Origin of the sequence: Flavobacterium sp. (assembly GCF_028689845.1) — a bacterium.
Taxonomy (GTDB): domain Bacteria; phylum Bacteroidota; class Bacteroidia; order Flavobacteriales; family Flavobacteriaceae; genus Flavobacterium.
In genome coordinates, this window is sequence record NZ_JAQVCH010000027.1 from 22,696 (window position 1) to 35,765 (window position 13,070).

12 protein-coding genes are annotated in these 13,070 nt (G+C 34.1%); 5 read left to right on the top strand and 7 right to left on the bottom strand.

The window, feature by feature from the left end; all coding sequences use genetic code 11:
* The first annotated feature begins 78 nt into the window (after positions 1-78).
* From uvrB to PHR76_RS10375, 3 genes are read left to right on the top strand one after another with little or no spacing between them, the layout of a single operon-like run.
* Positions 79-2,067 (top strand): excinuclease ABC subunit UvrB, encoded by a 1,989-nt coding sequence (uvrB, locus tag PHR76_RS10365; protein ID WP_300062036.1) that lies wholly within the window; start codon positions 79-81, stop codon positions 2,065-2,067.
* A gap of 2 nt (positions 2,068-2,069) precedes the next feature.
* Positions 2,070-3,434: an alpha-amylase family glycosyl hydrolase gene (locus tag PHR76_RS10370; protein WP_300062039.1), complete on the top strand. Its 1,365-nt coding sequence runs from the start codon at positions 2,070-2,072 to the stop codon at positions 3,432-3,434.
* Positions 3,435-3,443: 9 nt separating this feature from the next.
* Positions 3,444-3,911, top strand: coding sequence for a DUF4375 domain-containing protein (locus tag PHR76_RS10375; RefSeq protein ID WP_300062042.1), 468 nt, complete (start codon positions 3,444-3,446; stop codon positions 3,909-3,911).
* Positions 3,912-3,950: 39 nt separating this feature from the next.
* Here the strand turns inward: PHR76_RS10375 and PHR76_RS10380 are convergent, their stop codons facing one another.
* The gene (locus PHR76_RS10380; protein WP_300062045.1) at positions 3,951-4,352 is read right to left on the bottom strand and encodes an excinuclease ABC subunit B; all 402 of its coding nucleotides are present in this window, start codon (positions 4,350-4,352) and stop codon (positions 3,951-3,953) included.
* Positions 4,353-4,401: 49 nt separating this feature from the next.
* On the opposite strand from PHR76_RS10380, the gene PHR76_RS10385 reads away from it, so the two are divergent.
* Both PHR76_RS10385 and PHR76_RS10390 read left to right on the top strand, forming a co-directional pair.
* On the top strand, positions 4,402-5,214 hold the full coding sequence (locus tag PHR76_RS10385) for an alpha/beta hydrolase-fold protein (RefSeq protein WP_300062047.1): 813 nt from the start codon (positions 4,402-4,404) through the stop codon (positions 5,212-5,214).
* 85 nt (positions 5,215-5,299) lie between these two features.
* Complete coding sequence (locus PHR76_RS10390) at positions 5,300-5,773, top strand: DUF1456 family protein (RefSeq protein WP_300062050.1); 474 nt, start codon at positions 5,300-5,302, stop codon at positions 5,771-5,773.
* Between the two features lie 52 nt (positions 5,774-5,825).
* Here the strand turns inward: PHR76_RS10390 and sucC are convergent, their stop codons facing one another.
* The 6 genes from sucC to PHR76_RS10415 form a co-directional block, all read right to left on the bottom strand.
* On the bottom strand, positions 5,826-7,019 hold the full coding sequence (gene sucC / locus PHR76_RS10395; protein WP_300062053.1) for an ADP-forming succinate--CoA ligase subunit beta: 1,194 nt from the start codon (positions 7,017-7,019) through the stop codon (positions 5,826-5,828).
* A gap of 267 nt (positions 7,020-7,286) precedes the next feature.
* Positions 7,287-9,524 carry a multicopper oxidase domain-containing protein gene (locus tag PHR76_RS10400; RefSeq protein ID WP_300062056.1) on the bottom strand — a complete coding sequence of 746 codons (2,238 nt, stop codon included), beginning with the start codon at positions 9,522-9,524 and terminating at the stop codon, positions 7,287-7,289.
* Positions 9,521-9,721, bottom strand: a complete 201-nt coding sequence (locus PHR76_RS13195; RefSeq protein WP_366143591.1) for a four helix bundle protein — start codon at positions 9,719-9,721, stop codon at positions 9,521-9,523. The genes PHR76_RS10400 and PHR76_RS13195 overlap by 4 nt, the downstream gene beginning before the upstream one ends.
* Positions 9,699-9,872, bottom strand: coding sequence for a four helix bundle protein (locus PHR76_RS13200; protein ID WP_366143592.1), 174 nt, complete (start codon positions 9,870-9,872; stop codon positions 9,699-9,701). Before PHR76_RS13200 ends, PHR76_RS13195 begins: the two co-directional genes overlap by 23 nt.
* Positions 9,873-9,928: 56 nt before the next feature.
* Positions 9,929-12,451, bottom strand: a complete 2,523-nt coding sequence (locus PHR76_RS10410) for a heavy metal translocating P-type ATPase (RefSeq protein WP_300062059.1) — start codon at positions 12,449-12,451, stop codon at positions 9,929-9,931.
* Between the two features lies 1 nt (position 12,452).
* Complete coding sequence (locus PHR76_RS10415) at positions 12,453-12,920, bottom strand: DUF305 domain-containing protein (RefSeq protein ID WP_300062062.1); 468 nt, start codon at positions 12,918-12,920, stop codon at positions 12,453-12,455.
* Between the last annotated feature and the right edge of the window lie 150 nt (positions 12,921-13,070).

Below are 13,070 nucleotides of genomic sequence, written 5' to 3' on the forward strand. Positions count from 1 at the left end.
AAAATAGTCAACTATCATTTTTAATATATAGTTTGTAAATTTGTAATCTTATTATACTTTTTAAGTAAATTATCCCAAATGAAATTCCAAGTCGTATCCGATTACAAACCTACTGGAGATCAACCGCAAGCCATTGAAAAATTGGCTAATGGAATTATTAGTGGCGAAAAATACCAAACCTTACTAGGCGTAACTGGTTCTGGAAAAACATTTACTGTTGCCAACGTGATTGAAAAAGTAGAGAAACCAACCTTGGTGCTGGCTCATAACAAAACACTTGCGGCTCAGCTGTATTCTGAATTTAAACAGTTTTTTCCAGAAAATTCGGTACAATATTTTGTGTCCTATTATGATTATTATCAACCTGAAGCCTATATTCCGGTAACGGGAATGTATATAGAAAAAGATTTATCGATTAATGAAGAATTAGAGAAACTCCGATTAAGCACTACTTCTGCCCTACTTTCGGGTCGTCGAGATGTGCTGGTTGTTGCTTCTGTTTCCTGTTTATATGGAATTGGTAATCCTGTAGAATTTCAAAAAAATGTGATTTCTATCGAAAAAGGCGAAGTGATTTCACGTACAAAATTACTTCATCGTTTGGTTCAAAGTTTATACTCCCGAACAGAAGTGGAATTTACTCCAGGAACTTTCCGAATTAAAGGAGATGTCGTCGAAATTTTTCCGAGTTATGCTGATGATCCGTTTAGAGTACATTTTTTTGGCGATGAAATTGAAGAAATTGAAGCTTTTGATACCAAAACCACAAAGGTTATCGAACGGTATACCAAACTCAACATTTACCCGGCAAACATGTTTGTTACTTCTCCTGATGTTTTGAATGCGGCCATTTGGGAAATCCAACAAGATTTGGTGAAACAAGTGGATTATTTCAAAGAAATTGGCAAACACCTAGAGGCCAAACGGTTGGAAGAGCGAACTAATTTTGATTTAGAAATGATTCGCGAATTAGGTTATTGTTCTGGAATTGAGAATTATTCACGGTATTTGGATGGACGATTGCCCGGCACTAGACCTTTCTGTTTGTTAGATTATTTTCCGGACGATTTTTTGATGGTGGTGGACGAAAGTCACGTGACCATATCGCAAGTTCATGCAATGTATGGCGGCGATAGAAGCAGAAAAGAAAATTTAGTAGAATATGGCTTTCGTTTACCAGCAGCGATGGATAACCGGCCCTTAAAGTTTGAAGAATTTGAAAGCTTACAAAACCAAGTCATTTACGTTTCTGCAACCCCTGCTGATTATGAACTTCAAAAAAGCGAAGGGATTTATGTCGAACAAGTCATTCGTCCGACAGGTTTGCTTGATCCCGTCATTGAAATTCGTCCGAGTTTGAATCAAATTGACGATTTAATTGAAGAAATTCAGCTTCGTTGTGAAGCAGACGAACGCGTTTTAGTAACCACTTTAACCAAACGAATGGCCGAAGAATTGACCAAGTATCTAACCAAAGTTTCTATCCGAACACGTTATATTCACTCGGATGTAGACACTTTAGAACGGGTGGAAATTATGCAAGATTTACGGAAAGGTTTGTTTGATGTTTTGGTTGGCGTCAATTTATTGCGAGAAGGTTTAGATTTACCAGAAGTCTCCTTAGTGGCTATTTTAGATGCAGATAAAGAAGGCTTTTTACGTAGCCATCGTTCGTTAACGCAAACGGTAGGAAGAGCCGCTCGAAACGTCAATGGAAAAGCGATTATGTATGCTGATAAAATTACGAACAGTATGCAAAAAACAATGGATGAAACCACCTACCGACGAGAAAAACAAATTGCTTATAATACAAAACACGGCTTGGTGCCAACTGCTTTGAATAAAAGCTTAGGCAATGTGTTGAGTGGAAATTCGGTTTCGACGCAATATTATGAAGATAAAATTTTAAAAGCAGCTGAACCTGAAAGTTTATATTTATCGAAACCTGAAATTGAAAAGAAAATTCGAGATTTGCGAAAAATGATGGAAAAAGCAGCCAAAGAGTTAGATTTTATTCACGCAGCTAAGTTTCGCGATGAGATGAAAACATTACAAGAAAAAATATAATTATGAGCAGGTTTCAACTAGTAATCGTCTTGGTTTTTGGCCTATTTTCTTGTAGTAAAGAAGACAATACACAAGAACCAATAATTGAACAGCCAACAGGTTACACCCAATATGGCACTCCTTTTTCTCCAATTCCAAACACGGAAGATATCATCATGTATGAAGTTAACATGCGAGCTTTTGGCACAACTAGTAGTTTGCAAAACGTGATTAATCGATTGGATGATATACAAGCATTGGGTGTAAATACAATTTGGTTAATGCCCATTTATCCTATTGGAACGATTAATTCGGTAAATTCTCCCTATTGTGTTAAAAACTATAAAGAAATAAGCAGTGAATATGGAACGCTTTCGTTGTTAAGAGCATTTACTACGCAAGCTCACGAAAGAGGAATGACGGTCATTTTAGATTGGGTTGCCAATCATACTTCGTGGGATAATCCATGGATTACAGAACACTCTGATTGGTATACTAAAAATTCGGCGGGACAAATAATTCATCCTGCGGGAACAAATTGGACAGATGTTGCCGATTTGAATTTTGACAATCAAGCTATGCGATTGGAAATGATTGATGTCATGAAATATTGGGTTTTAGAAGCAAATATTGATGGTTTTCGATGTGATTATGCCGATGGTGTGCCGTTTAGTTTTTGGCAGCAAGCCATTTCAAGTTTAAATACAATTCCCAATAGAAATTTAATTTTTTTAGCCGAAGGAAATAGAACAGACCATTTTTCAGCAGGATTTCAAATGACTTATGCTTGGGATTTTTATGCCAAAACGAAAGCGATTTTTAATGGTGAAAATGCTGCAAACCTTTTTTTAACAAATACTTCAGAATACAGTACCATTCCAGCTGGAAAACATAAAATAAGATTTACAACAAATCATGATGAATCCGCTTGGGATGCGACTCCAATGACCCTATTCAATGGAAAAAATGGCTCTTTGGCAGCTTCGGTAGCATCCTTTTTTATAAATGGAGTTCCGTTATTGTACACCGGTCAAGAAGTTGGAAGACAAAATAACGTTTCGTTTTTTTCCAACACTCCCATTGATTGGAATACCAATCCTGATATGCTTCTGGCTTATCAAAACCTTCTAGACTTTTACAAAACATCGAATGCCGCAAAAAAAGGGACGTTGACAGCTTATCCATCCAATGATATACTATGCTTTAAAAAAGTTTTTAAGGACGAATCGCTTTTAATTTTTATCAATGTGCGAAATTCATCCATTTCTTTTCCTATTCCTATTGATTTTCAAAATACCACTTGGACTAACGCAATGACAAATAGTTCTGAAAATTTAGGAAGCAGTTTAAACTTAAATGCATACCACTATTTAATACTAAAAAATTAAAACAAACCCATGAAAAACATAAACGAAATACTGCAATTAACAGACGAAATTGAAATCATTGAAGCCGTTGGAACAATCATTTGGGACAAGAAAAACCAATCGGAAGATTTTAGTTTATTAAACGATAGCGAACGGAATTTTGTCTACATTGATGTGTTTGAAGGAGCGATGAATGAAGGAGGTTTCAACCATTTTTTTAGTAGTGAAGCAGGGAATTTTGCCGAAGAGATAAAAGAAGCATATTACGCCATCAAAGCTCCGCAAACCGCTTTGCTTATTGAAAAAGCAATCCGTTTATTTCCAAATGAAAGCTTTACGGATGATTTGGAAAAAAGAAATCAAATTTTAGCAAAAATGGATGAAATTATTTTTTCTGATTGGGAAGATTTAGATGAAATTTTCTTTGCCGATGAGCAAGAAGAAGATATTGTTGCTTTGATTGTTGCGTATATTCATGAAAATAAAAAGGACTTTTAGGTTTGCCGTTTGAAAGAAACATTCAATTTTGACCATTCTTTAATTATGCTGTTCTTGAAAGATTTTTATCAAAATTTCAGAATCGACTGTTCTGTTTGGAGCGGTTTTCATTGCGTCTAAAACTCTTTTGATTGCCATCGGATTCAAGCCCAATTTCAAACCTAATTGATACAAGAAATTTTCTTCTTGATAGTGCTGAAAATCATCGGTATAGGATAATAAAGCCATCCGATAGAAATGTTCAATTCGTTTAAATTCTGACTTTAAAACTTTCTTTTCATTAGTCAAGGCGAATAACTCTTCTAAATCAGTTTCTTTTATTTTCCAATCGGAAACAATTGATTTGATGAATTCCATTTCGTTGGGATGAAGAACGCCTTCTATTTTGGCTAATGAAATCATATCGTCGATTAGACTTAATTTTTCTTTATAGGTAATCATTCTTTTTAATTTTTGGCTAATTTAGCAGTTCCTTTTAATTATTCAAAAAATGAAAGTTGTTTTATCGCTTCTTGTTGTCTTTTTAGTATTTTTTTTACTTGCTCCTAAAGTTTGGGCACAAAAAAGATTTTCTTCTTTTGAAATAGAAGCTCCAACCCTGAGCACTACGAAAAAAATATGGGTTTATTTGCCGTTGGATTATGAAAAATCGACTAAAAAATATCCGGTTTTATATATGCACGATGCACAAAATTTATTTGATGCCAAGACTTCATACGCTGGTGAATGGCGTGTAGACGAGACCTTGGATAGCCTAAAAGCCAATGTCATTGTGATTGGAATTGAACATGGAAATGAAAAACGAATGGATGAATTAACACCATTTAAAAATGAAAAATACGGTGGTGGAAAAGCGGATGCCTATTTAGATTTTATCGTTTCGACTTTAAAACCGCAAGTCGATTTGAATTACAGAACGAAATCTTCTAAAAAAAATACCGGAATTATGGGAAGTTCACTAGGCGGACTAGTTTCGTTTTATGCTGTGCTGAAATACCCTGAAACATTTGGAAAAGCAGGTGTTTTTTCTCCATCTTTTTGGTTTTCTGAAGAAATATATACATTTGCTAAACAAGCCAAAAAATCAAAAGCTAAACTTTATTTTTTATGTGGTGATAGCGAAGGTGATATAGAAGATAGCCCATTAATGGTAAATAATATGAACCGCATGATTGAAATCATGGCAGACAACCGTTGTACTTGTTTGCATTTAACAAAAAGCGAAGTAATTAAAGGAGGGAAACATAATGAAAAGTTGTGGGCAACACACTTTGGGGAAGCCGTTTTGTGGCTTATGAAGTAATTTATATTTTTTTTCAGTTGTAGAAAAAGTTGCATTAAATTATAGCTTATCTTTACCCAATTAATAAAAATTAGTATTCTAAAAAATGAACAACAACGACATATTCAAAAAACTCCGAGTTGCCTTACAGCTTCGCGACGACCAAATAGTAGAAATTTTAGAACTAGTCGATTTTAGAATTTCTAAAGCCGAATTAGGGGCTTTCTTTAGAACTGAAGACAATCCGAATTTTATGGAATGTGGTGATCAGGTTTTACGTAATTTTTTAAATGGCTTAGTCATTCACTTACGTGGAACTAAAGAGAATCCGAAAAATCCAATGATGGTAATTAAAAGTCATACTGCTTCTGGAGGAGAGAAAATAGAAAATAGAGAGAAGAATTTAGAAGCAAGAGGAAAGAAGCAAGAAGAAAGAAAGCCGTTTGTGAAATCGGCCTCTACGGGTTCAAAACCAGCTTTTAAAAAGAAGCCTACTGCTACTTCAAAATCGAAAGATAAAAAACCAGAAAAGAAAATAGAAGTTGTTGAAAAAGTAAAATACAAAAACGGCAAAAAATAAAGAAATCCCGAATTTACGTTCGGGATTTTTTGTTTATTGATTTCTTTAGCGATTATCCTAAAGCATTTTTTACTTGATCTGCTGCTTCTTGAAATTGAACTGCAGATAAAATCGGCATACCCGAATTATCAATTAATTCTTTTGCAATTTCAGCATTTGTTCCTTGTAAACGTACAATGATTGGCACTTTAATTGCATCTCCCATATTTTTATAAGCATCTACAACACCTTGAGCAACACGGTCGCAACGTACAATTCCACCAAAAATATTGATTAAAATTGCTTTTACATTTGGATCTTTTAAAATAATACGAAATGCTAATTCAACACGTTTCGCATCAGCAGTTCCACCTACATCTAAGAAGTTTGCTGGCTCGTAACCAGCATATTTAATTAAATCCATCGTAGCCATCGCCAATCCAGCTCCGTTTACCATACAACCTACAGTTCCATCTAAATCGACATAGTTTAAACCAGCTGCTTTTGCTTCTACTTCAATCGGATTTTCTTCACGAATATCACGCATATCAGCGATTTTAGCTTGACGGTATAAGGCATTATCATCGATATTTACTTTGGCATCTACAGCCATAATTTTATTATCAGATGTTTTTAATACAGGATTGATCTCAAACATTGAGGCATCGGAACCGATATAAGCATTATATAACGAATGGACAAACTGAACCATTTCTTTAAAAGCCAATCCAGAAAGTCCTAAATTAAAAGCAATTCTTCTTGCTTGAAAGCCTTGTAATCCAACGGTTGGATCAATTTCTTCCGTAAAAATCAAATGAGGTGTGTGTTCCGCTACTTCTTCAATATCCATGCCTCCTTCGGTAGAATACATAATCATATTCACGCCCTTTCCTCTATTCAATAGCACTGACATATAAAATTCAGAAACTTCACTTTCGCCAGGATAGTAAACATCTTCTGCCACTAACACCTTGCTCACTTTTTTTCCTTCTGGTGGCGTTTGAGGTGTAATTAACATCATTCCGATAATTTGCTCTGAAATTTCTTCCACTTGTTGCAAATTCTTAGCCAATTTCACACCGCCGCCTTTTCCGCGTCCGCCTGCATGAACTTGAGCTTTGATAACATGCCATCCTGTTCCGGTTTCGGCTGTTAATTGCTTTGCAGCAGCTACAGCTTCTACTGGACTGTTTGCTACAATTCCGCGTTGAATGCGTACGCCATAAGAGGCTAAAATTTCTTTTCCTTGGTATTCGTGTATATTCATAATCGAAATGCGTTTGTGTGTTAAAAAAGTGCCACAAAAATAACAAACTTAATCTAAAAAGTAGCTACAAATTGAAAATTATTGTGCCGTAACAAGTGATTTTTTCATGGAGTAAGTTTTTTACCGGGAAGGAAAAGGTAATTAAACATTTTTATAAAAAAGTGTTCAAGACAATGGAGTGGTAAAATCTTATCTATAAAAAGTAAAAAATCAGTATCGGTTCAGCCTATTTAAAGCATCATTTGCCAATTATTATTTTAAACGATTTTAATAATTTAATTTAATTCCAAACCCTAACCCCATATCGCTATCATAATGAGTTGTGATTCCCATATTTTTTCCAATAACATAGTTAAATCCTGCCATATATTCTTTGTCTGTATTGACCATAAATGCCATTCGTAAACGTTTTGAAACCGGAATGTCTTCACGCATTAATTGCATACGAACATTTCCATCATGAAATACTTCTGCTTGAAAAATCACCAGTAGAGGTAACGTATAATCAAAACCTAAACTAGCTTGGATGCGTTTGTCTTTGGTACTTTTTTGTCCAAATAAATTTTCTTCAACTTCACCATTTTCTAATTTACGATAACGAGCATCCAATCCAATAAACGGCATGAACCATTGATTTCTGCCAATATATCTACCAATATGTGTTTCACTTTCATAACCATGTTCATCGTGGTAGCCTAAACGCCATTCGGTTCCAAAACTCCAACGTGTATTTTGCAACATTGCTTGACCGTCATTTCCTGAAGTAGCAAAATCATTTTCTGCCATAAAATGAAATTGATTGCTTTCGGCTTGTAGTTTTTTATAAGCTTTTTCTTTATTGGGTAAATACGGATTGGGTTCTGAATTTTCATAACTAAAAACGCGGTTCATTCCGGCCATCATGTGGTATAAAATATGACAATGAAAAAACCAATCGCCATCAGCATTAGCTTCAAATTCAATTACATCCGTTTCCATGGGCATAATGTCCAAAACATTTTTTAAAGGTGCGTATTCTCCTTGACCGTTCAAAATTCTAAAATCGTGTCCGTGCAAGTGCATTGGGTGACGCATCATCGAATTATTGTATAAAGTAATGCGAACATTTTCTCCTTTCTTAATCAAAATTTTGTCGGTTTCAGAAAGCACCACATTATCCATACTCCAAACATAACGGTTCATGTTTCCTGTTAATTCAAAACGAAGCTCACGAACTGGTGCATCTTTTGGAAGTGTTGTTTTGGTTGGTGATTTTAGCATTCCATAATTCAACGTCACAATATCTGAATTTGTTGATGGCATTTTATGATTAGAATGATCCATTTCTATATCATTGTTCATTTTCATCTTACTACCAGATATTTCAGGATACATCACCGTATTCATATCCATTTTTTGAAAACTCATATCCATTCCCATATCATCCATGGTTCCGTCCATATTCATCATGTTGTTCATCATTTTCATGCCTTCAAAATACTTCAATTTTGGCATTGGACTAACTAATTGTTTGATTCCTTCGCCAATATAAATTGAAGTTGATTTCGTTCTATCTTCTGGAGTTGCTAAAAATTCATACGAAGTGTTTTCTGCTGGAATTGTAACAATTACATCATACGTTTCAGAAACACCAATTATTAATCGATCTACTTCAACAGGTTCTACATCATTTCCATCATTAGCCACTACAGTCATTTTTCCTGCAGCATACTTTAACCAAAAATAAGACGATGCTCCACCATTTGAAATTCTCAAACGTACTTTATCACCCGATTTGAATTGTGTTAATTGACTCTCATTTTTTCCATTAATTAAGAATTTATCATAATAAACATCACTTACGTCCATTGCCAACATCCGTTTCCATTCGTTAGTTAATTTGGTTTTAAAATGACCTTCTCTAATCGCTTCAGCATAACTTTGAGTAGTTCCTTTTTTAATAGCAAACCAATCGGAAGCATTGTGTAACATTCTGTGGACATTTTCGGGTTTGTAATCTGTCCATTCGCTCAAAATAACCGGAACTTGTGGAATATCATCAATTCCTTCTCGAAAGGTAGGATCATCTAATTTTTTCTTTAAAATTAACGAGCCATACATTCCAATTTGTTCTTGCAAACCACTATGACTGTGATACCAATGTGTTCCTGATTGAATAATTGGAAAACGATAAACAAATTCTGTATCAGGTTCTATTGGCATTTGTGTTAAGAAAGGCACTCCATCTTCTTTATTGGGTAAATACAATCCGTGCCAATGCAAAGAAGTCGATTCCTTCAAATGATTGTACACATGAATTTCAGCAATGTCACCTTCCGTAAATGTTAAAGTTGGCATCGGAATTTGTCCGTTTACAGCAATCGCTCTTTTTTCTTTACCAGAAAAATTGACGATTGTATCTCGAACATGTAAATCATAGCGAACTACTTTTTGAGCAGACAAATTAATGGTAAATGCTAAATGGTAAATGGTTAATGCTATAAGTATGATTGTTGATTTTTTCATCGATTATTTTTTGATTTTACAAGTATGGCTGTGATTATTCTTTGAAGTTCTTCACAATCATTCAATAATTCTTGAGCAACAAGTTCGTCAATATAATTACTATCTCTTAGTAATCTGATCCAATAATGTGTTTCAAAAACTTCCTTTTGTGCTATAGAAAATTTATGAATAAAATCAGCTTTTGATTGTGCTTGCACGCCTTCCTTCAACGTTTGCTCCTACTGATGTAGCACTTCTAACTAACTGTTTTGATAAAATATACTCTCTTTGACTTTGCAATACTTTAAATAATTTTACAATCCTTAAAGCAAATGCATACGATTTTGTTTTTATAATATTTTCTTTCATCTTTACTTTTAATTCAACATTTACCGCATTTACAATTCAGCATTTACAATTCAGCATTAAATTTTTATAGTTCTTAATCGTAATGCATTTGCAATTACGGAAACGGAACTAAAACTCATAGCCAAAGCTGCAATCATAGGAGAAAGTAATATTCCAAAAACCGGAAATAAAACTCCAGCTGCAATTGGAACACCTAATGAGTTATAAATAAAAGCAAAGAATAGATTTTGTCTGATGTTTTTCATCACAGCATGACTCAAGTTTTTAGCTTTTACGATACCTTTTAAATCTCCTTTTACCAAAGTTATTTTTGCACTTTCAATCGCCACATCAGTTCCTGTTCCCATAGCAATTCCAATGTCAGATTGTGCTAAAGCCGGAGCATCATTTATACCATCACCAGCCATGGCAACGATTTTTCCTTGAGCTTGCAAATTTTTGATGTATTCTAATTTATCTTGTGGCAAACAGCTTGCCTTGAAATCGGTTAAATTTAATTCAGAAGCCACTGCTTGTGCCGTATTTTCATTATCTCCTGTCAACATGATTACTTCAACACCTTGACGTTTTAATTCATTTATAGCTGCTAAACTTGACTTTTTAATAGCATCTGTAATGGTAATAAAACCTACTACTTTTTTATCAATAGCAATATAAGAAACCGTTTTGCCTAATTTTTGTTCGGCAATTACTTCATTTTCGATACTTGTGAAATCAGCAACACCTTCTTGTTCTAGTAGTTTTTTATTTCCTAAACTAATTTTTTGATTTTCAATAAACCCAATTACTCCTTTTCCTGTAACGGATTCGAAGTTTTCTACTTTAGAAAAAGTCACGCTTTTAGATTTTCCAAAATTCACTACCGCTGTTGCTAATGGATGTTCACTACTTTGATTTAAAGAAGCTATTTTTCCTAGAACCTCTTTTTCATCTCCTTCTTTTACTATAATTTTTTCTACAGATGGTTTTCCTTCGGTTAAGGTTCCTGTTTTATCGGTAATTAAAACATCAATTTTATCCATTTTTTCAAGAACTTCTGCATTTTTAATTAATACACCCGATTTTGCTCCTTTTCCTACTCCAACCATGACAGACATAGGTGTTGCTAATCCTAAAGCACAAGGACAAGCAATAATTAACACCGCAATCGCATTTACAAATGCATAAACTAATTTAGGTTCTGGACCAATGAGCCACCAAATAATAAAGGTTATCACTGAGATTACTACCACAATTGGAACAAAATATTTAGCAACTTTATCTACTAAATTTTGAATAGGAGCTCTTGAACGACTAGCATCCGAAACCATTTGAACGATTTGAGCCAATAAGGTTTCTGAACCAACTTTTTCAGCAATCATTAAAAAAGATTTGGTTCCGTTGATAGTTCCAGAACTTACCGAATCCTCTTCTTTTTTATCAACAGGAATAGGTTCTCCAGTAATCATCGATTCGTCAATGGTGCTATTTCCTTCGGTTATTTTACCATCAACTGGAATTTTTTCTCCGGGTTTTACACGAATGATATCTCCTTTATTGATATCATGAATCGAAATTATTTTTTCTTGTCCGTCAATCACTAAAGTAGCTTCGGTTGGTGCTAATTTCATCAATTCTTTTATGGCTCCGCTAGTTCTGCTATGGGCTTTTGCTTCTAACAATTGGCCTAATAAAACCAAGGTTAAAACTACGGCGGTTGCTTCAAAATATAAATGAACTGTTCCTTCCGGTGTTTTAAATTGGGAAGGAAATATATTTGGAAAAAGTAACGCTACAATACTAAATATAAAAGCTACACCAGTTCCTATTCCTATTAAAGTAAACATGTTTAAGTTCCAATTTACTATGGATCTCCAAGCTCTTTCAAAAAACATCCAACAAGCATAAAAAACTACGGGAATCGTTAATGCAAATTGCACCCAATTCCACTTTTGTAATTCCATTATTTGATATAACGGATTATTTGGAATCATATCCGACATGGCAATAATAAAAATAGGCAACGTAAAAACAGTAGCAATTTTCATTTTATGCCACAATTTTTGATAGGTTTTATCTTCTTCAGATTCGGTAGGTTCCATCGGCACTAAATCCATTCCACAAATTGGACAGCTTCCTGGTTTGTCTTGAATAATTTCAGGATGCATTGGACAAGTATATTGTGTGTTTTGAACTAAAGTTGGTTGTTGAACCAAATCCATTCCACAAACCGGACAATCACCTGCTTTTTCATAGACTTTGTCTCCTTCACAGTGCATTGGACAATAAAATTTTCCTGCTTGTGGTTTGTAGGTTACTTCTTGGTGTTTATGCTCCATATTATCCGTAGAGCAACAGCTTTTAGGAGTTATTTCTTTAACAGGACTATTGGGAATCGAAATTTGGTATTTACTATCTTTTCCACCTAAAGCTTGTTGCAAAACGTCAAGTTCTACATGTTTTGACATTGTGATAGTAGCTAGTTTTTCTTCTTTGGAAACGGCTACTTCTGTGATGTTTTCAACTTTAGATAAATCGGTTGTGACCTTATTTTCACAACCAGAACAAGTCATTCCTTCAATATGATAAGTGTGTTTCATTTTACTTTTGATTTTCTAAACGATTAATCATTTCTTTCATTTGCTTGATTTCTTTTTCTTGAGCAATTATTATTTCATCTGCTAATTTTTGAACTTCAGCGTCTTCAAAATCGACTGCACTACTAGTCATAATGGCTGATGAATGATGCGGAATCATCGCTTTCATCCATTGCACATCACTAATAGGAGTTTGTGTTCGCAATAAAAATAACGTTCCAAAAAAAGAAAATGTTGCAAAAGCAATAATTCCTAAATTTATTTTACGATTAGGATACATTTTCCACATAAACAACAACATGCTAATTGCCATTGCAGCAATCATTAATGTTGTCATATAAACTCGTGTTAAGCTATTATAAATATGATCAAATTCGGCAACGTTTAAGAACATTACTAAATACATAATTACAAAAGACACGGCCATTATTAAGGCAAATTTTGGATAAGGATTGTGTTTATTATTTTCCATGATATTATTTTTTTTATTAATTAAATCATTAATGTCCGATAAAAATTAAAATCGAACTTTTTTGTTTTTTATTTAACTGAAAATCAGTTGTTTGATTTTATTTTTTTGTCAATTTTCAAAATCAGGCATCAAAAAAATCTCAATTGCTCT

Bases quoted from the DNA above. Each gene is read 5' to 3' on its own strand.
- uvrB (WP_300062036.1), top strand. From the start codon at position 79: ATGAAATTCCAAGTCGTATCCGATTACAAACCTACTGGAGATCAACCG.
- PHR76_RS10410 (WP_300062059.1), bottom strand. From the start codon at position 12,451: ATGAAACACACTTATCATATTGAAGGAATGACTTGTTCTGGTTGTGAA.
- PHR76_RS10415 (WP_300062062.1), bottom strand. From the start codon at position 12,920: ATGGAAAATAATAAACACAATCCTTATCCAAAATTTGCCTTAATAATG.
- PHR76_RS10390 (WP_300062050.1), top strand. From the start codon at position 5,300: ATGAACAACAACGACATATTCAAAAAACTCCGAGTTGCCTTACAGCTT.
- sucC (WP_300062053.1), bottom strand. From the start codon at position 7,019: ATGAATATACACGAATACCAAGGAAAAGAAATTTTAGCCTCTTATGGC.
- PHR76_RS10375 (WP_300062042.1), top strand. From the start codon at position 3,444: ATGAAAAACATAAACGAAATACTGCAATTAACAGACGAAATTGAAATC.
- PHR76_RS10370 (WP_300062039.1), top strand. From the start codon at position 2,070: ATGAGCAGGTTTCAACTAGTAATCGTCTTGGTTTTTGGCCTATTTTCT.
- PHR76_RS10380 (WP_300062045.1), bottom strand. From the start codon at position 4,352: ATGATTACCTATAAAGAAAAATTAAGTCTAATCGACGATATGATTTCA.
- PHR76_RS13200 (WP_366143592.1), bottom strand. From the start codon at position 9,872: ATGAAAGAAAATATTATAAAAACAAAATCGTATGCATTTGCTTTAAGG.
- PHR76_RS10400 (WP_300062056.1), bottom strand. From the start codon at position 9,524: ATGAAAAAATCAACAATCATACTTATAGCATTAACCATTTACCATTTA.
- PHR76_RS10385 (WP_300062047.1), top strand. From the start codon at position 4,402: ATGAAAGTTGTTTTATCGCTTCTTGTTGTCTTTTTAGTATTTTTTTTA.